This window comes from Caulobacter sp. DWP3-1-3b2 (assembly GCF_049896325.1).
Classification (GTDB): Bacteria; Pseudomonadota; Alphaproteobacteria; order Caulobacterales; family Caulobacteraceae; genus Caulobacter.
The window spans coordinates 3,592-29,711 of record NZ_JAFCUB010000020.1 but is presented as its reverse complement, the minus strand read 5'-3'; the positions used below and the strand labels follow the sequence as shown (position 1 = coordinate 29,711).

The 26,120-nt window shown below is 68.2% G+C and carries 26 protein-coding genes; 18 read left to right on the top strand and 8 right to left on the bottom strand.

The annotated features are described in order from the left end of the window. Nucleotides 1–51: 51 nt before the first annotated feature. Entirely contained in the window at nt 52–525 is a 474-nt protein-coding gene (locus ACP7AG_RS13495) for a hypothetical protein (protein WP_426031434.1), read from the bottom strand. 97 nt (nt 526–622) lie between these two features. Further along, a complete protein-coding gene (locus ACP7AG_RS13490; protein WP_426013063.1) occupies nt 623–922 on the bottom strand; it encodes a hypothetical protein in 300 nt (99 codons plus the stop codon). Nucleotides 923–1,162: 240 nt separating this feature from the next. On the opposite strand from ACP7AG_RS13490, the gene ACP7AG_RS13485 reads away from it, so the two are divergent. The 5 genes from ACP7AG_RS13485 (at nt 1,163) to rutA (ending at nt 6,298) form a co-directional block, all read left to right on the top strand. Continuing rightward, nucleotides 1,163–2,809, top strand: coding sequence for a sensor histidine kinase (locus ACP7AG_RS13485; protein ID WP_426031482.1), 1,647 nt, complete (start codon nt 1,163–1,165; stop codon nt 2,807–2,809). Nucleotides 2,810–2,954: 145 nt separating this feature from the next. Continuing rightward, entirely contained in the window at nt 2,955–3,671 is a 717-nt protein-coding gene (gene rutB, locus ACP7AG_RS13480) for a pyrimidine utilization protein B (protein ID WP_426031432.1), read from the top strand. 110 nt (nt 3,672–3,781) lie between these two features. Next, nucleotides 3,782–4,168, top strand: coding sequence for a pyrimidine utilization protein C (gene rutC / locus ACP7AG_RS13475; RefSeq protein ID WP_426013067.1), 387 nt, complete (start codon nt 3,782–3,784; stop codon nt 4,166–4,168). After that, on the top strand, nt 4,169–4,969 hold the full coding sequence (rutD, locus tag ACP7AG_RS13470) for a pyrimidine utilization protein D (RefSeq protein WP_426031430.1): 801 nt from the start codon (nt 4,169–4,171) through the stop codon (nt 4,967–4,969). A 264-nt stretch (nt 4,970–5,233) separates the two neighbouring features. Continuing rightward, nucleotides 5,234–6,298, top strand: coding sequence for a pyrimidine utilization protein A (gene rutA / locus ACP7AG_RS13465; RefSeq protein WP_426031428.1), 1,065 nt, complete (start codon nt 5,234–5,236; stop codon nt 6,296–6,298). A 156-nt stretch (nt 6,299–6,454) separates the two neighbouring features. On the opposite strand, the gene ACP7AG_RS13460 is transcribed toward rutA, so the two are convergent. Together ACP7AG_RS13460 and ACP7AG_RS13455 are read right to left on the bottom strand one after the other, a co-directional pair. Beyond that, on the bottom strand, nt 6,455–6,961 hold the full coding sequence (locus tag ACP7AG_RS13460; protein ID WP_426031426.1) for an FKBP-type peptidyl-prolyl cis-trans isomerase: 507 nt from the start codon (nt 6,959–6,961) through the stop codon (nt 6,455–6,457). Between the two features lie 70 nt (nt 6,962–7,031). Next, entirely contained in the window at nt 7,032–8,963 is a 1,932-nt protein-coding gene (locus ACP7AG_RS13455; protein ID WP_426031424.1) for a M61 family metallopeptidase, read from the bottom strand. A 268-nt stretch (nt 8,964–9,231) separates the two neighbouring features. On the opposite strand from ACP7AG_RS13455, the gene ACP7AG_RS13450 reads away from it, so the two are divergent. Then, nucleotides 9,232–9,903: a hypothetical protein gene (locus ACP7AG_RS13450; RefSeq protein ID WP_426031422.1), complete on the top strand. Its 672-nt coding sequence runs from the start codon at nt 9,232–9,234 to the stop codon at nt 9,901–9,903. Between the two features lie 27 nt (nt 9,904–9,930). Here ACP7AG_RS13450 and ACP7AG_RS13445 read toward each other — a convergent pair whose 3' ends face one another. Continuing rightward, entirely contained in the window at nt 9,931–10,308 is a 378-nt protein-coding gene (locus tag ACP7AG_RS13445; RefSeq protein WP_426013076.1) for a response regulator, read from the bottom strand. A gap of 201 nt (nt 10,309–10,509) precedes the next feature. On the opposite strand from ACP7AG_RS13445, the gene ACP7AG_RS13440 reads away from it, so the two are divergent. From ACP7AG_RS13440 to ACP7AG_RS13420, 5 genes are all read left to right on the top strand, one after another. Further along, nucleotides 10,510–11,139: a PepSY-associated TM helix domain-containing protein gene (locus tag ACP7AG_RS13440; RefSeq protein ID WP_426013078.1), complete on the top strand. Its 630-nt coding sequence runs from the start codon at nt 10,510–10,512 to the stop codon at nt 11,137–11,139. A gap of 10 nt (nt 11,140–11,149) precedes the next feature. Further along, complete coding sequence (locus ACP7AG_RS13435) at nt 11,150–11,674, top strand: DUF2271 domain-containing protein (protein WP_426013079.1); 525 nt, start codon at nt 11,150–11,152, stop codon at nt 11,672–11,674. 15 nt (nt 11,675–11,689) lie between these two features. Further along, the gene (locus ACP7AG_RS13430) at nt 11,690–12,619 is read left to right on the top strand and encodes a DUF4198 domain-containing protein (protein ID WP_426031420.1); all 930 of its coding nucleotides are present in this window, start codon (nt 11,690–11,692) and stop codon (nt 12,617–12,619) included. Nucleotides 12,620–12,691: 72 nt separating this feature from the next. Beyond that, the gene (locus ACP7AG_RS13425) at nt 12,692–13,684 is read left to right on the top strand and encodes an FAD:protein FMN transferase (protein ID WP_426031418.1); all 993 of its coding nucleotides are present in this window, start codon (nt 12,692–12,694) and stop codon (nt 13,682–13,684) included. Next, nucleotides 13,681–15,216, top strand: coding sequence for a sulfite reductase subunit alpha (locus ACP7AG_RS13420; protein WP_426031416.1), 1,536 nt, complete (start codon nt 13,681–13,683; stop codon nt 15,214–15,216). The genes ACP7AG_RS13425 and ACP7AG_RS13420 overlap by 4 nt, the downstream gene beginning before the upstream one ends. Before the next feature lie 25 nt (nt 15,217–15,241). Here ACP7AG_RS13420 and ACP7AG_RS13415 read toward each other — a convergent pair whose 3' ends face one another. Continuing rightward, entirely contained in the window at nt 15,242–15,796 is a 555-nt protein-coding gene (locus tag ACP7AG_RS13415) for an NTP transferase domain-containing protein (RefSeq protein WP_426031414.1), read from the bottom strand. 102 nt (nt 15,797–15,898) lie between these two features. Here ACP7AG_RS13415 and ACP7AG_RS13410 point away from each other — a divergent pair, with 102 nt between their 5' ends. Continuing rightward, on the top strand, nt 15,899–16,957 hold the full coding sequence (locus tag ACP7AG_RS13410; RefSeq protein WP_426031412.1) for a LacI family DNA-binding transcriptional regulator: 1,059 nt from the start codon (nt 15,899–15,901) through the stop codon (nt 16,955–16,957). Between the two features lie 98 nt (nt 16,958–17,055). On the opposite strand, the gene ACP7AG_RS13405 is transcribed toward ACP7AG_RS13410, so the two are convergent. Further along, nucleotides 17,056–17,880, bottom strand: coding sequence for a helix-turn-helix transcriptional regulator (locus ACP7AG_RS13405; RefSeq protein WP_426031410.1), 825 nt, complete (start codon nt 17,878–17,880; stop codon nt 17,056–17,058). A 100-nt stretch (nt 17,881–17,980) separates the two neighbouring features. On the opposite strand from ACP7AG_RS13405, the gene ACP7AG_RS13400 reads away from it, so the two are divergent. From ACP7AG_RS13400 to xylD, 6 genes are all read left to right on the top strand, one after another. Then, nucleotides 17,981–18,871 carry an SDR family oxidoreductase gene (locus tag ACP7AG_RS13400; RefSeq protein ID WP_426031408.1) on the top strand — a complete coding sequence of 297 codons (891 nt, stop codon included), beginning with the start codon at nt 17,981–17,983 and terminating at the stop codon, nt 18,869–18,871. Between the two features lie 214 nt (nt 18,872–19,085). Beyond that, nucleotides 19,086–20,237: a fumarylacetoacetate hydrolase family protein gene (locus ACP7AG_RS13395; protein WP_426031406.1), complete on the top strand. Its 1,152-nt coding sequence runs from the start codon at nt 19,086–19,088 to the stop codon at nt 20,235–20,237. Between the two features lie 16 nt (nt 20,238–20,253). Continuing rightward, nucleotides 20,254–21,690 carry an aldehyde dehydrogenase family protein gene (locus tag ACP7AG_RS13390; RefSeq protein ID WP_426013095.1) on the top strand — a complete coding sequence of 479 codons (1,437 nt, stop codon included), beginning with the start codon at nt 20,254–20,256 and terminating at the stop codon, nt 21,688–21,690. Nucleotides 21,691–21,695: 5 nt separating this feature from the next. Continuing rightward, the gene (xylB, locus tag ACP7AG_RS13385; RefSeq protein WP_426013097.1) at nt 21,696–22,442 is read left to right on the top strand and encodes a D-xylose 1-dehydrogenase; all 747 of its coding nucleotides are present in this window, start codon (nt 21,696–21,698) and stop codon (nt 22,440–22,442) included. A 165-nt stretch (nt 22,443–22,607) separates the two neighbouring features. Continuing rightward, nucleotides 22,608–23,477: an SMP-30/gluconolactonase/LRE family protein gene (locus ACP7AG_RS13380; RefSeq protein ID WP_426031404.1), complete on the top strand. Its 870-nt coding sequence runs from the start codon at nt 22,608–22,610 to the stop codon at nt 23,475–23,477. Further along, on the top strand, nt 23,467–25,260 hold the full coding sequence (xylD, locus tag ACP7AG_RS13375) for a xylonate dehydratase XylD (protein ID WP_426031402.1): 1,794 nt from the start codon (nt 23,467–23,469) through the stop codon (nt 25,258–25,260). Before ACP7AG_RS13380 ends, xylD begins: the two co-directional genes overlap by 11 nt. 167 nt (nt 25,261–25,427) lie before the next feature. Here the strand turns inward: xylD and ACP7AG_RS13370 are convergent, their stop codons facing one another. Then, nucleotides 25,428–25,976 carry a TetR/AcrR family transcriptional regulator gene (locus ACP7AG_RS13370; RefSeq protein ID WP_426031401.1) on the bottom strand — a complete coding sequence of 183 codons (549 nt, stop codon included), beginning with the start codon at nt 25,974–25,976 and terminating at the stop codon, nt 25,428–25,430. Between the last annotated feature and the right edge of the window lie 144 nt (nt 25,977–26,120).

Sequence of the window (26,120 nt, the reverse complement as noted above, 5' to 3'; positions counted from 1 at the left end):
CGCCGCCTTCGGTTCAGAAAACCCAGGATGAAGGCCATTTCCGGTTCAGGGCTAGGGGAAAACGCTCGTTTTCGACACGGCCTTGGGTCCAAGGCGTCGAGCATTGGCCGTCGCGGCGGCGTGCACCGGGGTGATCATCGCCGCCTGCCAGGCCATGCTTAGCGACATCATTCGTCCCCAAAAGGCCATCGCCGCCATGGGCGCGGCCACGGGAGCGGCCACCACGCCGAGGCCCGGCGCCTTCCAGGCCTCGCCGAGATAGCGATTGGATTCCGCCACCATCGCCAAAAGACCCGCGCCGCCCGCCGCCGCGCCGCGCGCGAAGGCCAGGGGCTTTTCGGACACCATCTTGGTCAGTTCGGCGTAGTCGCCGCGCATCGGGTCGCGCAAAGCCTGGGCGATCATCGGCGTGCGCGCGCCCACCACCTGCCACGAGGCCAGGGCCAGTTCTCCAGCCGTCGTGGCCAGGCAAAACGCGTCGACGACGGTGGCCGTCTTGCGGCGGGTCTTGCGGGGCTTGGTCATGCGAGAACAACGCGGCGCGAGCCGGGTTTGCTCCGCGCAATATAAAGACCGGCCCCGCACAAGCGGGGCCGGCCCTTCAGTCTTCGACGGCGGACGCTTAGTGGGCGGCGTCCTTGGCCTTGTCGCCGGCCTTTTCGGCCTTGTCGCCAGCCTTCTCGGCTTGGTCGCCCGCGGCGGCGGCGGCGTCGCCGGCGGCCTTCTGGGTGGCTTCGTCGCCGGTCGCGGCGGCGGTGGCGCTGGCCTGGGCCGCGGTCTCCGCGGCGGCTGCGGCCTGTTTGCTGGACATGGCGGCGGCGTCGCTGGCGGCGGCGGCCTTCTGGGCTTCCTCGGCCTTGTTCTCGCAGGCGGTGGCGGTCAGGGCGAGGGCGGCGACGGCCGCGATGGTGACGATGCGCATGGTGTGATGTCTCCCAAAATCCCCGACATCTTCGCCGTGGGTACGCAAATGAATTCCAAGCGCGGCCGAAGGTTGCCGTGAAGCTCGCGCGACGCTCGAAGACGCGGAAGCGCTTGACCCGACGCGGCCGGCATTCTCTGTTGGCGGCGGATACAGCAGGGTGAGCGCGTCCGTTTGGCGAAAGAGACAGTCCAAGCCAGCCCGCCGGCGGCCAGCACGGTGCGGCGGCGCCTGCTGCTGATGGCCCTGAGCCTGGTGGTTCCGGCCATGGTCTTCATGGCCCTGCTGGCGCGCGCCGAATATTCCGACAGCCGCGCCCGTGATGAGCGGCAACTGGTAGCCACGACCCGGGCCCTGGCCCTGGCCACCGACCGCCAGATCGGCCAGGGGCAGAGTATCCTGCAGACCCTGGCGGTCTCGCCCGCCCTGATCGCCGGCGACCTCCCGACCTTCGAGCGCCAGGCCCGCGCGGCGGTGCAAGGCGGCGATGGCTGGGTCGTGCTGCTCGACGGCCAGCGCCAGTTGCTCAACACCCAATCGCCGCCCGGCGCCGCCCTGCCCCAGTCGAAGACGCCGCCCTATCGCTGGGAGGCGGTGCGCTCGGGCCGAACCGCAGTCTCGAACCTGGTCCTGAGCGCCGATCCCAGGCAAGCCTTCGTGGCGATCGACATGCCGGTGATCGTCGATGGCCATTTGCAAGACCTGGCCTACATCCAGTCGCCCAAGGCCTTTTCGTCGATCTTCGCCGCCCAGAACATCCCGCCGACCTGGGTGGCGACCATTGTCGATCGAAGCCATTCGGTGGTGTCGCGGTCTCGCGACCAGGACCGCTTCCTGGGCCACAAGGCCAGCGGCAGCATGCGGGCGGCCTTGGCCCGAGGCAATGACGGCGTGATCCTGAGTCGGACCCTGGACGGCACGCCCACCCTCTCGGCCTTCAGCCGATCGCCGACCAGCGGCTGGGCGTTCATCATCGGCGTGCCGCGCGCCGAGTTGGATCGGGCCAACTGGGTTTCGGTGGGTCTGTTGACCCTGGCGGGCCTGGTGCTGTTGGCCATCGGCGCAACCGTGGCCTCGCTGTTCTCGCGCGATATCTCGGTGGCGGTGCGCGGCCTGGTGATCGACGCCAAGGCCGTGGCGGCCGGCGAGACGGTGTCGACCGCCCCCGACAGCCTGAAAGAGATCGCCGAGGTGCGCGCCGCGCTGCACGACGCCGCCGCCCAGCTGCGGGCCCGCGAGGCCGACGAGCATCGCGCCCGCCAGCGCCAGCGGCTGATGATCAACGAGCTGAACCACCGGGTGAAGAACACCCTGGCCACGGTCCAGTCCCTGGCCCGCCAGAGCCTGGGACGCCCGGCCGATGTGCCCGGCCTGCCGGCCTTCAACGAGCGCCTGCTGGCCTTGGCGAGGGCCCACGACCTCCTGACCAAGAGCGTCTGGGAAGGGGCCGACCTGGAGGATATACTGCACCAGACGCTGGAGCCCTACGAGGGCCAGACCGTGTTGGCCGGCCCGCCGGTCGCCCTGTCGCCCAACGCCGCCCTGGCCCTGTCGATGGTGTTCCACGAACTGGCCACCAACGCCGTCAAATATGGCGCGCTCTCGGCGCCCGAAGGCTCGGTGACAATCGTCTGGCACGCCGATCCGCGTGCCATCCATCATGTCACCCTGCACTGGGAGGAGCGCGGCGGTCCCACCGTCTCGGCCCCCAGCCGTTCGGGCTTCGGCTCGCGCCTGATCGCCGCCAGCCTGAAGTCCGACCTGGGCGGCGAGGCCAGGTTCGACTATCGGCCCACGGGCCTGGTCTGCGTGCTCAGCTTGTCTCTACCCAAGCCGCCCGCGGGCGCGAAGCCTGAAACGCCTGAGACGGGCGTCGGTAATGAGTAAGCCATTTCTGAATTAGCCCAAGACTTGGGCGCCCCGTGGGGCACTCGGCGTTCGGCGATCATCGATCGATTGCGCCGCGTCTCGCGATGGTCTTACCTGCGTCGCTCACCTCTAGGGCCATCCTTGACCGCAGGAATGAGCGCGCATGACGACACCCGACACCCTGATGCTGCCGGCCCGCCCCGAGCCGATCGCCCTGCCGGTCGACAAGACGGCCGTGATCGTCATCGACATGCAGAACGCCTATGCTTCACCGGGCGGCTATCTCGACCTGGCGGGCTTCGACATCAGCGGCGCGGCCGCCGTGATCGACAAGATCAAGGACGTGCTGGACGTGGCGCGCGGCGCGGGCATGCCGGTGATCTATTTCCAGAACGGCTGGGACAGCGACTATGTCGAGGCCGGCGGTCCGGGCTCGCCCAACTTCCACAAGTCCAACGCGCTCAAGACCATGCGCGCCCGGCCCGAACTGCAGGGCAAGCTGCTGGCCCGAGGCGGCTGGGACTATGAGCTGGTCGACGCTCTCAAGCCCCAGCCCGGCGACATCCAGCTGCACAAAACCCGTTACAGCGGCTTCTTCAATTCCCAGCTCGACAGCGTGCTGCGCTCGCGCGGCGTCCGTCATCTGGTGTTCGTGGGGATCGCGACGAACGTCTGCGTCGAGTCGACGCTGAGGGACGGCTTCTTCCTGGAATATTTCGGCACGGTGCTTGAGGACGCCACGCATCAAGCGGGCCCGGACTTCGTGCAGAAGGCGGCGCTCTACAACATCGAGACGTTCTTCGGCTGGGTATCGACGACCGCAGACTTCAAGGGGGCGGTGGGGCAGCAGCAACCGTTGTCATCCCGGACAAGCGCGTAGCGCGCAGATCCGGGACCGACGCGTGAACGCAGGCGCTTCCGGCGGTCCCGGATCGGCGGCCCTGCGGGCCCTGTCCGGGATGACACGCTTTTGAGAATCTGGAGAGAGACATGCCCAAGACCGTCATCACCCCGCCCGGCACGGGTACGCCCATCGCCCCGTTCTCGCCCGGAACCCTGGCCGACGGGATCGTCTATGTCTCGGGCACCCTGGCCTTCGACAAGGACAACAATGTCGCCCATGTCGGCGACGCTTCGGCCCAGACGCGGCAGGTGCTGGAGACCATCAAGTCGGTGATCGAAACCGCCGGCGGCACGATGGAGGACGTGACCATGAACCACATCTTCCTGAAGGACTGGGCCGACTACGCCGCCATCAACCTGGTCTATGCCGAGTACTTCCCCGGCGAGAAGCCCGCGCGCTATTGCATCCAGTGCGGCCTGGTGCGGCCCGACTTCCTGGTCGAGATCGCCACCGTCGCCCACATCGGCAAGTAGATGAATTCCGGAACCGTCGACGGCCTGTACCACGAGGTCCATGGCGGCTCGGCCGCCGATCGCCAGACGGTGATCCTGTCGGCCGGGCTCGGCGGCTCCGGGGCCTTCTGGGCGCCGCAGATGGACGCGCTGCTCGGGCGGTTCCGCGTGGTGCTCTACGACCATCGCGGCACGAGCCGCAGCGCGCGGACCCTGACCGACCCGCACACCGTGGCGGCGACGGGCGAGGACATCGTCAAGGTCATGGACGCCATCGGCCTGGAGCGCGCCCACGTGGTCGGCCACGCGGCGGGCGGCAATGCCGGCCTGGCCATGGCGCTAACCCACTCGGACCGCATCGGCAAGCTGGTGGTGGTCAACGGCTGGTCGCGGCCCGACCCGCACATCAAGCGCTGTTTCGACACCCGCCTGGCCCTGCTGAACAACACGGGGATCGCGGCCTATGTGCACGCCCAGCCGCTGTTCCTCTTTCCTGCCGACTGGCTGAGCGCCAACCACGCCCGGCTGGAGGCCGAGGAGGTTCACCATATCCAAGGCTTCCCGGATCCCGACGTGATGCGCGCCCGCATTCAGGCGCTCCTGGATTTCGACATCGACGCCGACCTGCCGCGCATCGCCTGCCCCGTACTGGTCAGCGCCAGCGCTGACGACATGCTGGTGCCGCTGTCCTGCTCGCGCCGCCTGGCCGAGCGCCTGCCCCACGCCACGCTCGACATCGCACCCTGGGGCGGCCACGGCTTCACGGTGACGGCGGCGGAGGCGTTCAACGCGACGCTCGTCGATTTTCTGGAGGGGGCGTGAGGTGTTTTTGCACGCCCCAAGCCGCCTTCCTGGCGAAGGCCGGGACCCAGATTCATCCTGAGCGGCTCGTGGGTTTCACCTAGAGCATCGCGCGGAAAAGTGGCCACCGGTTTTCCGCAAAAGCGATGCGAAAACAAAAGTCTAGAGCAAGCCGTGCGATTCCTATATCGCGCGGCTTGCTCTGGGCCCCGGCCTTCGCCGGGGAGACGGAAATGGGCGAGTAATCGCTCAACACAACATCAAGCTTAGGCAGGGGGAATTGATATGGAAATTGGCGTCTTCATTCCGATCGGCAACAATGGCTGGCTGATCTCCGAAGCGGCTCCGCAGTACATGCCGACGTTCGAGCTCAACAAGGAGATCGTCCAGAAGGCGGAGACCTACGGCTTCGACTTCGCCCTCTCGATGATCAAGCTGCGCGGTTTTGGCGGCAAGACCCAGTTCTGGGAGCACAATCTCGAGAGCTTCACCCTGATGGCCGGCCTGGCGGCCGTGACCAGCAAGATCAAGATTTTCGCCACCGCCGCCACCCTGACCATCCCGCCGGCCATCGTGGCGCGCATGGCCTCCACGATAGATTCGATCGCCCCGGGCCGGTTCGGCATCAACTTGGTCACCGGCTGGCAGAAGGCCGAATATGACCAGATGGGCCTGTGGCCGGGCGAGGGCCACTATACCGATCGCTACAACTACCTGGCCGAATACGCGACGGTGCTGCGCGAGCTGCTGGAGACCGGGGTGTCGGACTTCAAGGGCAAGTACTTCCAGATGACCGACTGCCGGGTCAGCCCCCATCCGAAGGACACCAAGCTGATCTGCGCGGGCTCGTCGAACGAGGGCCTGGCCTTTACCGCAAAGTATGCCGACTACAGCTTCGCCCTGGGCAAGGGGACCAACACCCCCACCGCCTTCGGCTCGGTCAATGACCGCCTCAAGGCCGCCGCCGACAAGACCGGCCGCGACGTGGCCTCCTACATCCTGTTCATGATCATCGCCGACGAGACCGACGAGGCCGCCATGGCCAAGTGGCAGGCCTATCGCGCCGGCGCCGACCAGGAGGCCCTGGCTTGGCTGACCAACCAGGCCGCCCCCAACGCCGCCGCCGGTTCCACCACCAATACCGCCCAGCTGGCCGCCCCGGAATCGGCGGTGAACCTCAACATGGGCACCCTGGTGGGGTCGTATGAGAGCGTCGCCCGCATGCTCGACGAGGTCGCCGCCGTCGACGGCACGGCCGGCGTGCTGCTGGTGTTCGACGACTTCGTTGCGGGGGTGGAGAACTTCGGGACGCGGATTCAGCCGCTGATGAAATCAAGGGCGGGGATTTAGGTGGCTCACTGACTTGCCTCCACCTGACGGCTTCGCCGTCTGTCCACCCCCATAGGGGGCGGAGCTCAGGTCGCGCGAAACTCCGCCCCCTGTGGGGGCGGACAGGCGACGCAATCGCCAGGTGGGGGCAAGTGCGCCGCCACTCCAGCCCCTTTTCTAATCCACCGCCAGCATCCCGATCAGCTGCAGGCGGAACACCAGCACGCTGTTGGCCGGGATCGGACCGGTGTTGCGTTCGCCGTAGCCTAGGCTGGCCGGGATCCACAGGGTCCATTCATCGCCGACATGCATCAGCGGCAGGGCCTCCATCCAGCCCGGGATGAGCCCGTCCGACGGCATGATCGCCGCCTTGCCGCGCTCGAACGAGCTGTCGAACACCCTGCCGTCCAGCAGCTTGCCTTCGTAATGCACCTTGATGATGTCGCCGAGCTTGGGCGACGGGCCGGTCTTCGGACCCGAGGTCGTGATCTTGTATTGCAGGCCCGAGGCGGTGGTGATCACGCCAGGCGCCTTGGCGTTCTTCACCATGAACGCCTGACCGTCGGCCAGCGTCTTGGCGGTGTCGACCGCGTTGACCAGTTGCGGCGGCGGCGAGGCCTGCCGCGCCAGGGCGGGGCTCGACAACAGGCAAAGGCCCAGGGCCAGGGCGGCGATACGGTTCATCGGAAACTCGCGACAGGGACGAAAAGGAAAGACGCCCCGACCTTCGCATGAAAGCCGGGGCGAAATCAGCCTACTTCCGCGCCGCGTAGATATCATCCAGCCGCGCGGGCGTGCCCTCGATGCGTTCCAGGCGCGGATACTTCAGGCCGCCGGCATAGTCGATCTTCACCGTGCGATAGCGCTCGCCGTCCTTGATCAGCAGCTCGACCGGCGCCGCGCCGGTCTTGGTCGTGGCCTTGACCGCGTCCTTCAGGCCGTCGTCGCTATAGGCCGTACCGTTGACCGCCACGAGGGTCTCGCCGGCCGTCAGGCCCGCCTTGAAGGCCGGGGTGTCCCAGTTGACGGCCGACAGCACGCCCAGCGCGCCGACCGTAATGCCCAGCGAATAGCTGAGATTGACGACCTTGCCGCGCGTTTCGGCCGCCTTGAAGAACTCGGTGGGCGTGTCGGTATAGACCAGCTTGTAGCCGCCGCGTGTCAGGCCATCCAGCGGGGCGCGCGCCGAGAGCCCCTGGATGCGGGTCTTCAGAAAGCTTGACCAATCATAGGGAACCACGCCGTTCAGCGTCGTGACCACGGTGTCGAAGTCGTAGGTCAGCGGCACGTAGGAGCCGTTCTCGACGCCGAAAAAGGCCTTGGCAAAGTCGTCCAGCGACTTCTTGCCGCCGGTCTTCTCGCGGATCAGGGTGTCGGCGTCGAGCCAGACCAGCTGGCCTTCCGAATAATAGTCCTCGCTCCGCTGCCAGCTGGTCCACGAGGCCGGCTTGCGATTGGCGATGATCGGGTCGTTGGTGGTGTCTTCCACATTGCGCCAGTTGCGGCCGGCGCGAGTGTCATAGAGGGCGGCGGTCATGGCCAGAGAGTCCAGGCCCTGCTGCTTGGTCTGCAGGCCCGAGCGGGCGGCCAGTACGTTGCCCCAATACTGGGTCTGGCCCTCATAGACCCACATCAGGCTGTCGCGCATCGGCTCGTTCAGCGTCGGGGTGTAGAGGTCGGCGGCGCGGCGGAACTTGCCGTTCCACGAGTGGGTGTATTCGTGGGCCAGCAGGTCGCGGCCCACATAGGTCTTTTCCCAGTCGGTGAAGTATTTGGGGGTGACGCCATTTTCGCTGGAGCGGTGATGCTCCAGGCCGATGCCGCCCATCTTGTCGGTCAGGGCCAGCAGGAAGTCGTAGTGGTCGTAGTGGTGCGCGCCGTACAGCCTGTAGGCCTGCTGCACGAGGTTGCGATGGATCTGCAGGGCTTCCGGCTTGATCTCCAGCAGATCGGGCTTGTCGGCGACGATGTTCAGCCGCACCGGCGTAGCCGCGCCCGGGTCCAGGTCGACCTGCTTGAAATAGCGGCCGGCGAACATCGGCGAGTCGACCAGCGTCTCGAAGGTGGTGGTCTTGAAGGTGGTGGTCTGGCCGCTGGCCGAGGCCTTCTCCAGCGCGGTGCCGAAGCCCCAGCCTTCCGGCAGCTTGACGGTCGGTTCGATCTGAATGCCGCGCATGTAGTAGCCGGCCGGGTAGAAGCCCAGCTGCAGCCACTGCACGTTCAGCATGTCGTCGGTCACCAGGATACGGCCGACATCGGCCTTCACCGGGGTGAGGAACTGGAAGCTGACCTGAATCTCGGTCGCGCCGGCCGGCACGTCGAAATGGAAGGCGTGGACGGCGACCGGGTCGCGGGTCCAGGGCAAGCTCGCGCCATTGGCTGTGATGACGAGGCCCGCAAGCTTGTCCAGGTCGTTGCGGGGCGAGTGGCCGCCGGGAACCCACTGCGGATAGAGGATGGTCATCGGGCCTGGCTTTGCGACCGGGATCGTCTCGCGGACCTGGAAGATCTTGCGGTCCAGATCGGTGGCGTCGACCGACAGTTTCAGCACGCCGGGATAGGCGATATCCTGGGCGGCCGCGATCTGCGGGGTGGGCGGCGCCTGGACGGGCACGCGGTCCTGGGCGGAAGCGCCGCCCGTCAGAACCAGGGCGAGAGCGGAGGCGGTAAGGAACAGCGTTTTCAAAAAACGACCCCAATGCGACGCGCGGGCATGCTCCCACGACGAAAGGCAGGATACTTCTCCCCTAAGGCCGGCCTTGTCGAGGTCGCCTTTTGCAGAGACTACCGGATTCGCTCCCTTTTTGACGGCCGCCCACGCAGCGGGCTCCCCCTGCCCTGACCGACCCGCGTTAGCTGACAGGTCTGAAGCCGGCGTAGCGGGGACAACTATGGCTGGATGTCAGGCGCTGGATTTGGCAAAACTGACCGCACTGTTCATCGAGACGAGAACCATGAGTTGGACCTCCAAACCTCTGACCGTCTCCTTGGGCGTTTTCGCGCTTCTCGCGCTTTCACCGCTTTCCGCCCAAGCCCAGGCCACCTCGCGGACCTGTCAGGGGCAGGCCGGCGAGACACCGGGGCCGGCCTGTCTCGTCGCCCACCAGGATCTGGGGACGCCGCCGCCGGGGCCGCTCTACTGGAACATCTATACCTTCGCCGACCTGCCCGCCGCCGAACGCGTCAGGCCGCCGCACGGCGCCGTCGTTCAGGCCTTTGGCCGGGTCTGGCTCTTCGATGTGGGGGGCAAGGGCCTTGAACGCGAGGGCGGACGCCATCTGGCCGACATCGGCCCGCTGCCGATCGAGGCGGCGCCGGGCGAGCTTAGCGCCGAATATCTGAAATCGACCTTCGCGCCTGGCATGACCGCGCCGGTGCATGTGCATTCCGGACCCGAAGCCTTCTATGCGATCCGTGGCGCAAGCTGTCTGGAAACGCCCGCCGGCGTTCAGGTCGCCCGAGGCGAAGGCCACTCGCTGATGGTGCCGCGTGGCCCGCCCATGCTGCTGATGGCGATTGGCCGAGAAACGCGGCAGGGCTTCGCCCTGATCTTGCATGGCGAAAGCAGTCCGCCGACGACCCTCACCTCGGACTGGACGCCCAAGGGGCTGTGCCCAAAGGATTGAAGGATCGAGGCCGCCTGGCTGCGGACTTTACGCGGCCAGCGCGCCGCCGACGAAGCGCTCTTCCAGCGCCCGCACCGCGCTCAGCAGGCGGCCGGGGGTGATCGGCTTTTCCAGGCGGGCGTCGCCGCGCTCGTCGGCTTGCATCGAATGCTCTTCGCGGCCCGAGGCCAGCAGCACGGCCGTGCGCGCGCCGCGACGACGGCGGGTGGCCTTGATCAGCTCGCCGCCGTTCATGCGGGGCATGAAGAAGTCGGTGATCAGCAGGTCGGGATCGAAGGCGTCCATGGCCTCCAGCGCCTGCTGCCCGTCGCGGCACACCAACACGTCGAAGCCCGCCTCGCTCAGGGTAATCTCGTGAAGGGTCGCCAGCAGGATATCGTCCTCGGCGACTAGGATTTTCTGCACGCGACGGCCCCCGGCTTTTCTTAACAACACATGAACAGATCTAGTCTCCGAGGCCGGGTCCGTCCCCGTGCGCTATCGTCGCAGGCGCCGTATTTGGGAGGCCGCAAAGCCGAGATCAGACCCTTCGCAGAGCTTGCTCTTGCAAGTCGTTCTCAAACATGGGCATGAAGCTGCGCTCCTCCTCCCCCCGACCCGGATAACGTGAAGACCGCTCCCGCTCCGCAACGCCGCTCGTTCTGGCTCAAGCAACTGCACCAGTGGCACTGGATCAGCGCGGCCCTGAGTTTGGTCGGCCTGCTGGGCTTCGCCGTGACGGGATTCACCCTCAACCATGCCGGCCAGATCGAGGCCAAGCCCGTGGTCATCGACCACAAGGCCACCCTGCCCGCCGACCTGATCGCCCTGCTGGCCAAGGGCCCGACCGAGGGCAAGCGCCCGCTGCCGATCCGGGTCGAGACCTGGCTGGACAAGGCCGTCGACGCCGACATCGCCCGCCGCGACGGCGAGTGGACGGCGGAAGAAGTCTATGTCGCCCTGGCCCGTCCCGGAGGCGACGCCTGGATCAGCATCGACCGCGAAACCGGCGCGGTGGAGCACGAGAAGACCACGCGCGGCGCGATCAGCCTGCTGAACGACCTGCACAAGGGTCGCAGCGCCGGCAAGGCCTGGGGCTGGTTCATCGACATCTTCGCCGGGGCCTGCGTGATCTTCGCGGTCACCGGCCTGATCCTGCTGCAGTTCCACGCGCGGGCCCGGCCCCTGACCTGGCCCTTGGTGGCCGGCGGCCTGGTGATCCCGCTGCTGCTCGTCATTCTTTTCGTCCACCTGTGAGCGTCCATCCATGAAGCGCACCCTGTCCCTGCTGACTTTCTCGGCTCTTGGCGCCGGCGCGGCCGTCGCGACCCCGGCCCTGGCCGCCGACCTTAATGTCACCGTCGAGGTGCCGCGCCTGACGGTCGCGGAATATCACAAGCCCTATGTGGCCATCTGGGTGGAGGCGCCGGACGCCTCGGCCGCAGCGACGCTGGCGGTCTGGTATGACGCCGACTCCAAGGAGGACAAGGGCGTCAAATGGTTGAAGGACATGCGCCAGTGGTGGCGCAAGGCCGGCCGCACCATGAGCTTCCCGGCCGACGGCCTGAGCGGCGCCACCCGCGCGCCCGGTCCGCAGAAGCTGGTGTTCAGCGGCGCCAAGGGACCGCTGAAGGACCTCAAGCCCGGTCAGTATAACCTGGTCGTCGAGGCCGCTCGCGAGGTCGGCGGCCATGAGGCCGTCCGCGTGCCCTTTGCCTGGGGCAAACCCGGCAAGCCCGCCTCCGCCAAGGGGACAGCCGAACTCGGCGCCGTCACCGTCGCCGTCAAATAGAAGAGAGAAAACGCCATGACCTTCAAGAAGCGCCTTCTCGCCGTCGCCGCGTCCATGACCCTGGGCGGTTTCGTCCTGGCCCTGCCCTTCGCGGCCCAAGCCCATCGCGGCTGGATCGCGCCCACGGCCACCGTGCTGTCGGGCGACATCTGGGTCAGCTTCGACGCGGCGATCTCGAACGAGCTGTTCTATGCCGACCATAACCCGATGCGGCTGGACGGCGTGGTCGTCACCGCGCCGGACGGTTCGGTCGACAAGATCCAGAACGCCCTGACCGCCAAGTACCGCTCGACCTTCGATGTCCAGCTGACCAAGCCGGGCACCTATAAGATCGGCGCGGCCTCGGCCAATATCATGGCCAGCTGGACCGAGAACGGCGCGGTCAAGCGCTTCCGCGGCACGCCCGAGGACTTCGCCAAGCAGGTTCCGGCCGGCGCCGCAGACCTGAAGACGATCAAGAGCTTCAACCGCAACGAAACCTTCGTCACCCGTGACGCCCCGACCACCACGGTGTTCAAGCCGACCGGCAAGGGCCTGGAACTGATCCCGGTGACCCATCCCAACGACCTGGTGTCGGGCGAGGCGGCGACCTTCAAGTTCCTGCTAGACGGCAAGCCGGCGGCCGATCTGGAGGTGACCTTCGCCCCCGGCAGCGCTCGCTATCGCGCCACGCCGGGCGACTTCAAGGTCAAGACCGGCGCGGACGGCAGCTTCAAGGTCACCTTCCCGGAGGCCGGCCTCTACTGGATGAACGCTGTCGCGCGTTCCGGCGAGACCGGTCGTCGCGCCGGCGGTGAAGGCGGCGGCCCTGGTGGTCCCGGTGGCGCGCCCGGCGGTCCTGGCATGGGCGATCCTGGCGCCGGTCAGCAAGGCCCCGCCACGCCCCTGGCGGGCGACGGCACGAGCGCCAGCTACACCGCCACGCTCGAAGCGCTGCGGCCTTAGTCGGCCAACACTCCACGTCGTCAATCCCCCGACCTGTCCGGGGGATGACGACGGTGGGGCCGGCCCCTCCCCATGACCCGCGTCCTCGTCCCCCTGCTCGCCGAGCCGCCCGCCCGCCCGATCGGCGGCGCGGTGCTGGCGCTTGGTGGCGAGACCATGGGCACAACCTGGTCGGTCAAGCTGGTGGCCCCGCCCACCGCCAAGGCGCGGGCCCTGACCGCCATGGTCCAGTGCGAGCTCGACACCGTCGTGCGTGAGATGAGCCCCTGGGAGCCTGACTCCGACCTGTCGCGCTATAACCGCGCCGCCGCCGGAACTTGGACTGCCCTACCCCCGGCCATGCTTCGAGTGCTGCGGTGCGCTCTGGAAGTCGCCGAGGCCACGGAGGGCGCCTTCGACCCCACCTTGGGCGGCCTGGTCGACCTGTGGGGCTTCGGGCCCCGCCCGTTTACCGGCGCGCCGCCGTTGCCCGAGGCGATCGCCAAGGCCCAGGACGCCGCCGGCTGGCGTGGCCTGATCCTCCACGGCGACCGCCTGTTCCAGCCCGGCGGCTTGACACTGGACCTCAACGGCGTCGCCAAAGGCTTCGCGGTCGATCAAGTCGCCGCCGCGCTCGATCGCGCCGGCGCCCGCTCGTACCTCGTCGAGGTCGGCGGCGAACTGCGCGGGACCGGCGCCAAGCCGGACGGCCAGCCGTGGTGGGTCGAGCTTGAGCGGCCACCGGTCGCCAATGAGAACCCGCGCACCCTGGTCGCCCTGCACGGCCTGTCGGTCGCCACCTCGGGCGACTACCGCCGGTTCTTCGAGCATGACGGCCGGCGTTACGCCCACACCCTGGATCCCGCCACCGCCGCCCCCGTCGAACACGGCGCCGTCAGCGTCACGGTCCTGGACGAAAGCTGCATGCGCGCCGACGCCTACGCCACAGCCCTGACCGTGATGACGCCCGACGTCGCCCTGGCCTTGGCCACGGTGCGGGGCCTGGCCGTGCTGGTCTTGGCCGACGGTCCTGGCGGACTGGTAGAGCGCCTGTCGCCGGCCCTGACGGCGATGCTCGACGCATGAGCGCCTGGCTCGCCCTGTCTCCCGAGACCCGCCGGCTTTGCGCCGCCGGCCTGGTGCTAGGCGTCTATGCCCTGTTCTGCCTCGCTATCGCCCTGCGCGAGGCCCGCCGCCGTCGCGCCGTCCGCCGCGAGGCCCACGCCCTGTCGGCCGGAGAGAGCGCGGCGATCCTGCTAGCCCATGCCAGCCAGACCGGTTTCGCCGAGCAGCTGGCGCTGGCCACCGCCAAGCTGCTCAGCGACGGCGGCGCGAGGGTGACGCTGAAGGCCCTGGCCGACGTCACCGCCGCCGACTTGGCCAAAGCTGGGCGCGCCCTGTTCGTGGTCAGCACCACCGGCGAAGGCGACGCCCCCGACACCGCCCGCCGCTTCCTGCGTGATGTGATGAGCGCGGCGCCCGACCTGCACGACCTTGGCTTTGGCGTCCTGGCCCTGGGCGACAGCAGCTACGCCCACTTCTGCGCCTTTGGCCGCACGCTCGACGCCTGGTTGGCCCGGCGTAGGGCCCATCCGCTGTTCGACCGGGTCGAGGTCGATGACGGCGACGCCGCCGCCCTGCGCCATTGGCAGGGCCAGGTTGGGATAATGGCCGGCGTCACCGACAGCCCCGACTGGACCCGACCCCGCTATGGTCTCTGGCGCCTGGCCGAGCGTCGACAGCTCAATCCGGGCAGCCCCGGCGAGGCGGCGTTCCACATTCGGCTGGAGCCCGCCGAGGCCGCGACCTGGGAGGCTGGCGACATCCTGGAGATCGGGCCGTGCAACGACCCCGCCGAGGTCGCCGCCTTGCTGTCGGGCCTGGCCCTGGACCCGGACGCTGCGGTGCTGGCCGACGAAGGCGCGACCTTGGCGGCGGTCCTGGCCTGGCGGCGCCTGCCGCAAGACGGCGCGGCCCCGACGACGCCCCAGGCCCTGATCGACGCTCTGTCGCCCCTGCCCCACCGCGAATATTCCATCGCCTCGCTACCGGCCGGCGGCGGGGTGGAGCTGCTGGTGCGGACCATGCGACGCGCCGACGGCAGGCCGGGCGTGGGCTCGGGCTGGCTGACCGTCCACGCCGAGAAGGGCGCCGAGATCGCCGCGCGTGTGCGGACCAACCGAAGCTTCCATGGCCCGACCGACGATCGGCCGCTGATCCTGATCGGCAACGGCACTGGCCTAGCCGGCTTGCGGGCCCATCTAAAAGCCCGCGCGACGGCCGGCCGCCACCGCAACTGGCTGGTGTTCGGCGAGCGGACCCAGGCGCACGACTACTTCCACCGCGACGAGATCGAGGCCTGGCGGGCCAGCGGCGTGCTGGAACGTCTCGACCTGGCCTTCTCCCGCGACCAGACCCGCAAGATCTATGTCCAGCACCGGTTGATGCAGGCCGCCGACGCCTTGCGGGCCTGGGTGGCGGACGGCGCGGCGATCTATGTGTGCGGGTCGCTGGAGGGGATGTCGGGCGACGTCCATGCCGCGCTGGTCGCGGTGCTGGGCGCGGAGGCCGTGGAGCGGCTGAGCGACGAGGGGCGGTACCGGCGCGACGTTTACTGACGCGGCGCCTGGAGGTGGCCAGCCCTCAATATCCTTCTCCCCTTGGAGAAGGGAAAACAATCAACCTCGCCCGCTCCTCCGGCGTGTTGGCCCCGCGCAGCCTCAACCGCACGGCCTCGTCGCAGGGCTCGGCGACCAGTCCCGCCCGCTCGACGAGCCGCCGCAACGGCCAGCCGACCTCCGCGTCACCCGGCACGGCGGTCAAAGCCAGCACCATCGGAACCGGCAGCCCCTCGTAAAACGCCCCCACCCCCGGCGCGGCGAGCAGCGGCGCGAGGTCGGCCAAGGTCACGGTCGGCGCATCGACCGCCAGCACCAGCGCTCGCGTCAGGCCGCTCGCCGCCAGCGCCGCGCAGCCCGCCAGCACCCCGCCCACGGGCCCGGCGTCGGGCTCGGGATCCTCTACATGCTCCAACCCGTGATCGCGCCCGGCGGTCAACACGCGCGCCGCGCCCGCCGCGCGCGCCAGGGCGACCACGCAGTCCACCGCCCGCTGACCGTTCCAGTCGAGCAACGCCTTGTCGGCGCCCATGCGACGCGAGCCGCCGCCGGTCAGGATGATGGCGCCGAAGGGGGTCATTGGGCGCAGCCTAGGACAGACCGTCCGCGGACAAAAGCGCGCGTCTTTCAAGTTGAGGCCGAACAGGGCTAGTCTCCGCCGCGATAAAGGGACGGGCTATTCATGAACGAACGTAACGAGCGTCAAAGGCGCCGGACGACCCAGAGCGCCACCATCCGCGACGTCGCCGCCCTGGCGGGCGTCTCGCCGATGACGGTGTCGCGGGTGATCAACCGCGAGACCACGGTCAAGTCCGAGACCAAGGCCCTGGTCGACGCGGCGATCCGCGACCTCAACTACGCCCCCAACCCCGCAGCCCGCAGCCTGGCCGGCTCGGCGCCGGCCCGCATCGGCCTGCTCTATGACAACCCCTCGACGGGCTACCTGTCGGAATTCCTGGTCGGTGCGCTGGACGAGAGCAGCCGCACGGGCGCCCAGGTGGTGATCGAGAAATGCGCCGAGCCCGAACTGGCCGGCGCCACCCTGACCCGCCTGTTGAAGACCGGCGTCGACGGCCTGATCCTGCCCGCGCCGCTGTGCGAGAACGCCCAGGTCCTGGCCGAGGTCAAGGCGGCCGGCGCCGCCGCCGTGGCCGTGGCCCCGGGCATGCCCAGCGCCGACATGGCCACCATCCGCATCGACAACGAAGCCGCCGCCTACGAGCTGGGCCAGCATCTGCTGGATCTCGGCCACAAGCGTTTCGGCTTCATCAAGGGCCACCCCAACCAGACGGTCAGCCAGCAGCGGCTGGACGGCTTCATGGCCGCCCTCAAGGCCGCAGGCATGACGCAGGACGCCGTGCATATCGAGCAGGGCTATTTCACCTATCGCTCTGGCCTGGAGGCGGCCGAGCGGTTGCTGGCCGTCGAGGATCGCCCCACCGCCATCTTCGCCAGCAATGACGACATGGCCGCCGCCACAGCCGGCGTCGCTCACCGCCTGGGCCTGGACGTGCCGGGCGACCTGTCGATCGTCGGTTTCGATGACACCTCGATCGCCGCCAATATCTGGCCGGCCCTGACCACCGTCCACCAGCCCATCGCCGCCATGGCCCGCGCCGCCGTCGACTTGGTGCTGGAAGAGATTCGCCGCAACCGCGCCAAGACCGGCGAGCCCCGGCAACTGGTCCACCCGCATACGCTGATCGTCCGGGATTCGACCGGGCCGGCGCCGGAAGCCTAGAGCATCGCGCGGAAAAGTGGCCACCGGTTTTCCGCAAAAGCGATGCGAAAACAAAAGTCTAGAGCAAGCCGTGCGATTCCTATATCGCGCGACTTGCTCTAGGTCCGCGCGATCAGCGAACCAATACGCTCGGCGTCCGCCGCCGTGACCGGATTATAGACGATCATGCTGAGGTCGGGCCGTCCATCGACGGCGAAGGCGGAATATTCTAGCGCTAGCACGCCCAGGATAGGGTGGTGGAGCCGCTTGGCGCCCTCGCCATGCAGGCCGACGTCGTTTTCGGACCAGAACCGCTTGAACTCGGGGCTGGTCAGGCACAGCTCATCGACGAGCTGGCTGACCTCGGAAACGGCCCCGGCGCGGGCGGCGTCCGCCCTGAACGTGCTGACCACGAACCGGGCGACGTTCTCCCAATTCTCCTGGGCGGCGCGGACCTGGGAATTGCTGAACATCAGCCGCAGCACGTTGCGCTGGTCGGGCGCCAACGCGCCGTAGTCGGTCAGCACGGCGGCGGCGGCCCGATTCCACGCGACGATGTCCCAGGTGGCGGTCTTGATCATGGCGGGACTGGAGGTCATGCCGTCCAGCACCCGCTGCAGGCGGGGCGATACCCCCTCCGGCGCCTTGTAGCGAACCTCGGGAGGCCGCCCCAGGCCGAGCAGGAAGACATGCTCGCGCTCGACATCGGTCAGCATCAGCGCGCCAGCGATGCGATGCAGAACGTCGGCCGACGGCGCCCCGCCCCGGCCTTGCTCCAGCCAGGTATACCAGGTGGCGCTGATGTTGGCGCGCTGGGCCACCTCTTCGCGCCGCAACCCCGTGGTGCGCCGGCGCGAGGCGGGAAACCCCAGGGCGACCGGATCCATGCGCCCGCGCCGGCTTTTCAGATAGGTCCCCAGCCGATTGTCAATATCGACGGTCATGTTGAGCCTGTTGGCTATTATACCCTGATAAGGTCACTACTTTAACAGTATCGGTCCAGGGCGTCATGGTCCTTCGAACAGCTAATATCGGAGTGTTTCCATGCGTGTTTTCCTCACTGGGGCCACCGGCTTCATCGGCTCCGCCGTCATTCCCGAACTTCTTCAAGCCGGCCATCAGGTCGTGGGCCTGACGCGGTCCGAGGCCGGGGCCCGGCAAATGGCCGTCGCTGGGGCCGACAGCCATCGCGGCAGCCTCGAGGACCCGGACAGCCTGCGGGCGGGCGCGGCCCAGGCGGACGGCGTGATTCACTGCGCCTTCGACCACGATTTCGAGAACTTCCTGGCCAATTGCGACAAGGACCGCCGGGCCATCGAGGCCCTGGCTTCGGCGCTGGTCGGAACCGACCGCCCGCTGGTCATTACCTCGGGCGCGGGGATGGGCAGCCCGGGCGACGGCCGGCCGGCCGTCGAGGACATCTTCAACCTGGAGCATCCCAATCCGCGCAGCGCCTCGGAGGTCGCCGGCCAGGCGGCCCTGTCGACCGGCGTCAATGTTTCGGTCATGCGCCTTCCCCAGGTCCACGACCCGGTCAAGCAAGGCCTGATCACCCCCGCCGTGGAGATCGCCCGCGCGAAGGGCGTCTCGGCTTATGTCGGCGACGGGGCCAATCGCTGGGCCGCGGGCCATGTCCTGGACGTCGCCCGCCTCTACCGGCTGGCGCTGGAGCACGCCAAGCCCGGCGCCCGCTACCACGCGGTGGCCGAGGAGGGCGTGACAGCCCGCGAGATCGCCGAGGTGGTCGGCGACGGGTTGAAGGTTCCGGTGGTGTCCCTGACGCCGGAGAAGGCGGCGGTCCATTTTGGCTGGATGGCCCGGTTCATCACCCTGGACATGCCGGCCTCGAGCGCCTGGACGCGACGGGAACTGGGCTGGACCCCGACCGGGCCGAGCCTGATTGAAGACCTCGAGGCGATGAACTACGCGGCCTGAGGCGCCGTCACATCCTCATTCCTCGACGGGGCGGCCTGCGCGCCGTCCCCGTCGCGCCCGAGACAAAAGCCTCCGAACCGACTTACCTGCCCCCGCCATTTGTAATATCAAATCACCGACTTGCGCGCCCCGGCATGTTAGCGCTAACAGGTGGGTTTGCAGGAACGAGCGTGGCCTTGGTAGGGTTGCAAAGCTCGACGAGGGAGAAGACGCGGTGGGTATTTCGGAGTTCCTTCCCGAGGATTGGCGTGACGCGACCCTGCTGGGCCGTGTCGATTTCGGCGACGGACCGACCCCGATTCTCGTGCGCGGCGGCCGGATCGAGGACGTCAGCAAGATCGCCCCCACCACCTCCGACCTGATGAACCGCTTCGCGCCGGGCGAGACGATCCCGGCTGGCGTCGACCTGGGCCAGTTGGAAGACCTGGACGTCCGCCCGGTCTGGGCCGACCCACAGGGCGCGGCCGCCAAGCTGCTGGCCCCCGTCGACCTGCAGTGCCTGAAGGCCGCCGGCGTCACCTTCGCCGTCTCGACCCTGGAACGCGTCATCGAGGAACGGGCGCGCGGCGACGCCGCCGAGGCCCTGAAGATCCGCGCCCAGCTGGCCGACAGCATGGGCGGCGACCTGCGCGCCGTCGATCCGGGCTCGGAGGGCGCGGCGCGCCTGAAGCTGACCCTGATCAAGGACGGCCTGTGGTCGCAATATCTCGAAGTGGCCATCGGCCCCGACGCCGAGATCTTCACCAAGGGCCCGACCCTGTCGTCGATGGGCTGGGGCGACCAGGTCGGCGTGCGCAGCGACAGCCATTGGAACAATCCCGAGCCCGAGGTCGTGCTGCTGTGCGACGGCCAAGGCCAGATCCGCGGCGCTTCGCTGGGCAACGATGTCAACCTGCGCGACTTCGAGGGCAGATCGGCCCTGCTGCTCAGCAAGGCCAAGGACAACAACGCCTCCTGCGCCATCGGTCCGTTCTTCCGCCTGTTCGACGACGGGTTCAGCCTGAACGACGTCCGCTCGGCCGAGGTCACCCTGAAGATCACCGGCCGCGACAATTTCGTGCTCGATGGCCACAGCAATATGAGCCTGATCAGCCGCGACCCCGCCGTCCTCGCCGGCCAGGCGTTCGGCAAGCAACACCAGTATCCCGACGGCTTTGCCCTGTTTTTGGGCACGATGTTCGCGCCGATCCAGGACCGCGACACCCCCGGCCAGGGCTTCACCCACAAGATCGGCGACCGGGTGCGCGTGGCCACCCCCAAGCTGGGCGTGCTGGAGAACGAGGTCACCACCTGCGATCTCGCCCCCCCTTGGACCTTCGGCGTCTCCGCCCTGATCCGCAATCTGGCCGGCCGCGGCCTGCTCTAGTCTCTAGGAATCCGGCATGACCGACACCCTGCACCACCTGATCGGCGGCCAACGCGTCAGCGGCGACACCCCGACCCAGAGCCTCAACCCGTCCAACACCAACGACGTCGTCGCCCAACTTCCCGACGGCGGCGCGGCCGAGGTTGACGCCGCCGTCAGCGCCGCCCGCGCGGCTTTCCCGGCCTGGTCAGAATCCTCCCCCGAAGTGCGTTCGGACCTGCTGGACAAGGTGGGCACGACGATCATCGCTCGCAGCGCCGAGATCGGCCGCCTGCTGGCCCGCGAGGAGGGCAAGACCGTGCCCGAGGGCGTCGGCGAGACAGTCCGCGCCGGCCGGATCTTCAAATATTTCGCCGGCGAGGCCCTGCGCCGCCACGGCCAGAACCTGGAAAGCACCCGCCCCGGCGTCGAGATCCAGACCTATCGCCAGGCCGTCGGCGTCTTCGGCTTGGTGACGCCCTGGAACTTCCCGATCGCCATCCCGGCGTGGAAGGCCGCCCCGGCCCTGGCCTTCGGCAACACCGTGGTCATCAAGCCGGCCGGCCCGACGCCCGCCACGGCCTCCGCCATGGCCGACATCATCCAGGAATGCGGCGCGCCGGACGGCGTGTTCAACATGCTGTTCGGGCGCGGGGCCATGGGCGACGCCCTGGTCAAGCATCCGGGCGTGGACGGCGTGTCGTTCACCGGCTCGCAGGGCGTGGGACGCCAGGTGGCCGCCGCCGCCGTGGCCCGCCAGGCCCGTGTGCAACTGGAGATGGGCGGCAAGAACCCGCTGATCATCCTCGACGACGCCGACCTTGAACGCGCCGTGGCCATCGCCCTGGACGGCTCCTATTTCGCCACCGGCCAGCGCTGCACGGCCAGCTCGCGCCTGATCGTCCAGGACGGCATCCACGACCGGTTCGTGGCCCTGCTGGCCGAGAAGGTCGCGGCCCTGCGGGTGGGCGACGCGCTCGACCCCAACACCCAGATCGGTCCGGCCGTCACCGAGGACCAGATGGAAACCAGCTACCGCTATATTGACATCGCCACGAGCGAAGGCGGCCGGCTGGTCACCGGCGGCCAGCGTCTGAAGCTGGAAAACCCCGGCTGGTACGTGCACCCCACCCTGATCGCCGACACCGATCCGTCGATGCGGATCAACAATGAGGAGGTCTTTGGCCCCGTCGCCTCGACCATCCGGGTCAAGAGCTACGAGGAAGCCCTGGAAGTCGCCAACAACACCGAGTTCGGTCTGTCGGCAGGCATCGCCACCACCTCGCTGAAGCACGCGCGCCACTTCCAACGCCACGCCAAGGCTGGCATGACCATGGTCAACCTGGCCACGGCCGGCGTCGATTACCACGTGCCGTTCGGCGGCTCGAAGGGCTCGTCGTACGGAGCCCGCGAGCAGGGCTTCGCGGCGGTCGAGTTCTATACCCAAACCAAAACCGCTTACTCCTGGTCGTGATCTCCATGTCTTCCGCTATCTATCCCAGCCTCAAGGGCAAGCGCGTGGTGATCACCGGCGGCGGCTCGGGCATCGGGGCCGGCATCGTCGCCGGCTTCGTCCGCCAGGGGTCCGAGGTGATCTTTCTCGATGTCGCCGACGAAGATTCCTCGGCGCTGGCCGCGCGGCTCGCGGGCTCGGAGATCGCGCCGGTCTATATCCGCTGCGATCTGACCGACCTGGACGCCGTGGCCAAGACCTTCGCCGAGATTGGCCCCATCGACGTTCTGGTCAACAACGCCGGCAATGACGACCGCCACAGCCTGGCCGACATCACGCCCGCCTATTGGGACGAGCGGATCGGCGTCAACCTGCGCCACATGCTGTTCGCCACCCAGGCCGTGGCGCCGGGCATGAAGGCGCGCGGCGGCGGGGCGATCATCAATTTCGGCTCGATCAGCTGGCACCTCGGCCTGCCCGACCTGGTGCTCTACGAGACCGCCAAGGCCGGCATCGAGGGCATGACCCGCGCCCTGGCCCGGGAGCTCGGCCCCGACGACATCCGCGTCACCTGCGTGGTGCCCGGCAACGTCAAGACCAAGCGCCAGGAAAAGTGGTATACGCCCGAGGGCGAGGCCGAGATCGTCAAGGCCCAGGCCCTGAAGGGCCGGCTGCTGCCCGACCACATCGCCTCGCTGGTGATGTTCCTGGCCTCGGACGATGCGAGCCTGTGCACGGGTCACGAATACTGGATCGACGCCGGCTGGCGTTAGGGGTTGCTCCTTGAGCCCCCTTCCCCCTGGAGTGGGGAAGGGCTGGGGATGGGGGTGGAAACGGTTCAGGATAGGGCGATGGAATCACAGCTTCCAACTGGCGGCGCCGCCCCCATCCCTACCCTTCCCCCCTCCGGGGGGAAGGGTTCAAAAATGGATAGACTCATGCCCGAACCCCTCTGCGTCTGGGACCTGAAGGCTACGCTCGGCGAGGGTCCGATCTGGTCGGCTGAGGAACAGGCCGTGTGGTTTGTCGATATCAAGAGCCACAAGGTCCACCGCTTCCACCCCGCCAGCGGCGAGACGACCAGCTTCGACGCTCCCGACCAAGTGACTTTCCTGGCGCCCCGGGCTGGCGGCGGCTTCGTGGCGGGCCTGAAGAGCGGCCTGCATCACTTCCACCCCGACATCGGCTTCACCTTCCTGGGCGAGATCGAGCCGCCGGAGCTGAACAATCGCCCCAACGACGCCACGGTGGATGGCGAGGGCCGGCTGTGGTTCGGCACCATGGACGACGGCGAGGAGGACCCGAGCGGCGCGCTCTACCGCCTCGACGAGGCCGGCCGGCCGATCGCCGAGGACACCGGCATCTGCATCACCAACGGCCCCTGCGTCAGTCCCGACGGCCAGACCTTCTATCACACCGACACGCTGGAGAAGGTGATCTGGGCCTACGACATGGAGGGCGGGGCGCTGTCGAACAAGCGGCTGTTCTTCAAGCTTGAGCTCGAAAACGCCTGGCCCGACGGCTCGGTGGTCGACGCGGACGGCTACATCTGGACCGCCCTGTGGGGCGGCAACGGCGCTGTGCGGATCTCCCCGAAAGGCGAGGTCGTCGACCGGATCACCCTGCCGGCCATCAATGTCACCAAGCCCTGTTTCGGTGGGCCCGACCTGAAGACCGTCTATTTCACCACCGCCCGCAAGGGGCTGAGCGACGACCAGCTCACCGCCTTCCCCCTGTGCGGCGGCCTGTTCGCCCTGCCCGTCGCCGTCGCCGGCCAACCCCAATACGAGGTGCGTCTTGACCTCTAATCACACCCCATCGGGCCGTACCCCACGCCGGTTCCGATCGCGCGACTGGTTCGACAATCCCGACCATATCGACATGACGGCGCTCTACCTCGAGCGGTTCATGAACTACGGGATCACGCCTGAGGAACTGCGCAGCGGCAAGCCGATCATCGGCATCGCCCAGACCGGCAGCGATATCTCGCCGTGCAACCGTATCCACCTGGACCTGGTGAGCCGGATCCGCGACGGCATCCGCGATTCCGGCGGTATCCCGATGGAGTTCCCGGTCCACCCGATCTTCGAGAACTGCCGCCGCCCGACCGCGGCGCTCGACCGCAACCTGTCCTATCTGGGCCTGGTCGAGGTGCTGCACGGCTATCCGATCGACGCCGTCGTCCTGACAACCGGCTGCGACAAGACCACCCCGGCCGGCATCATGGCCGCCACCACGGTCAATATCCCGGCCATCGTGCTGTCGGGCGGGCCGATGCTGGACGGCTGGCACAACAATGAGCTGGTCGGCTCGGGCACGGTGATCTGGCGCTCGCGGCGCAAGCTGGCGGCCGGCGAGATCAACGAGGAGGAGTTCATCCAGCGCGCCTCCGACAGCGCCCCCTCGGCCGGCCATTGCAACACCATGGGCACGGCCTCGACCATGAACGCCGTAGCCGAGGCCCTGGGCCTGTCGCTGACCGGCTGCGCGGCCATCCCCGCCCCCTATCGCGAGCGCGGCCAGATGGCCTATCGCACCGGCCAGCGGATCGTCGACCTGGCCTATGAGGATGTGAAGCCCCTCGACATCCTAACCCAAAAGGCCTTCGAGAACGCCATCGCCTTGGTGGCGGCGGCCGGCGGCTCGACCAACGCCCAGCCGCATATCGTGGCCATGGCCCGTCACGCGGGCCTGAACATCACCGCCGACGACTGGCGGGCGGCCTACGACATCCCGCTGATCCTCAACATGCAGCCGGCCGGCAAGTACCTCGGCGAGCGCTTCCACCGGGCCGGCGGCGCGCCGGCGGTGCTGTGGGAGCTGCTGCAGGCCGGCCGCCTGCACGGCGACGTCATGACCGTCACCGGCAAGACGATGGCGGAAAACCTGGAAGGCCGCGAGACCCGCGACCGCGAGGTGATCTTCCCCTACGCGGCGCCGATGAGCGAGCGGGCCGGGTTCCTGGTGCTAAAGGGCAACCTGTTCGACTTCGCGATCATGAAGACCAGCGTCATCAGCCAGGAGTTCCGCGACCGCTATCTCTCGGAGCCCGGCAATACGGGCGCGTTCGAGGCGCGGGCGGTGGTGTTCGACGGGTCGGACGACTATCACGCCCGGATCAACGATCCGTCGCTGGAGATCGACGAGCGCACCATACTGGTGATCCGCGGGGCCGGTCCGATCGGCTGGCCGGGCTCGGCCGAGGTCGTGAACATGCAGCCGCCGGACGCCCTGCTGAAGCGCGGGATCATGAGCCTGCCCACCCTGGGCGACGGCCGCCAGTCGGGCACCGCCGACAGCCCCTCGATCCTCAACGCCTCGCCCGAAAGCGCGATCGGCGGCGGCCTGTCCTGGCTGCGCACCGGCGACCGGATCCGCATCGACCTCAACACCGGCCAGTGCAACGCCCTGGTGGACGAGGCGACCATCGCCGAGCGGCGCCTGGAGGGCATCCCCGCCGTGCCGGCCACCATGACGCCCTGGCAGGAAATCTACCGCGCCCATACCGGCCAGCTGGAAACCGGCGCGGTGCTGGAGTTCGCGGTCAAGTACCAGGACCTGGCGAGCAAGCTGCCGAGGCATAACCACTAGAGCATTTTTCGAGCGAAGTGGTTCCGGTTCGTGTGAAGAAAAGTGCGTCAAAACAGAAGATTAGAGCTCACGGCCTGACGCAGTCAGGTCGGGAAATGCTCTAAAGGGGCGGACGGTGACAGGCCCATGGGCCTGTCACCCACCTCGGCCGGCGACGCCGGCGGGCCCTATCGATCAGCGCCCATGCCAGGCCAGGCGCGCAAGGCCGCCTGGACCGTCGCCAGCAAGGACGCGCGGCTCGCGCCGTCCCGGGCGAGCACGGACATCCCCTGTATGACGGCCATGACCAGCCCCGAAAGCTCGGCCGGGTTCGTGGTCAACGGGAGCGCGCCGTCGGCGATGTCTCGCTGAATTCTCTCATCAAGGCGCCGTTGCACGCCACGCCGGATGTCTGCGACGGCCTGTTGCACGTCGCAGGACGCCGCCGACCCGCTGGCGGTCGCGCTGGCAAGCAGGCAGCCCCTGGGCGTCTCCTCGCCGGTATAGGCGGTGGCGGCTGCGGTCATCAGGTCACGCGCCGCCTCCAAGGCGCTGGGCGCATCGCCGATGGCCCGCGCCATGACGTCTGGATCGCCCGCGTACAGCCGCACGGCTTCCAGGAACAACTGCTTCTTGTCGCCAAACGCGGTGTAGAGGCTGGGCGCCGTCACGCCCATGGCGGCGGTCAGGTCGGCCACCGACGTGGTCTCGTAGCCATGACGCCAAAAGGTCAGCATCGCGGTCTGAAGGGCGACATCCCGGTCGAACGACAGCGGGCGGCCAAGACGCCGTGGACGTTGCGGGTCAACAAATTACATAGCGACCCCAATGGGCTATTTTGTCCCCCCGGGGCACGAGAGTCAAGACGTTAGTAGCAACCC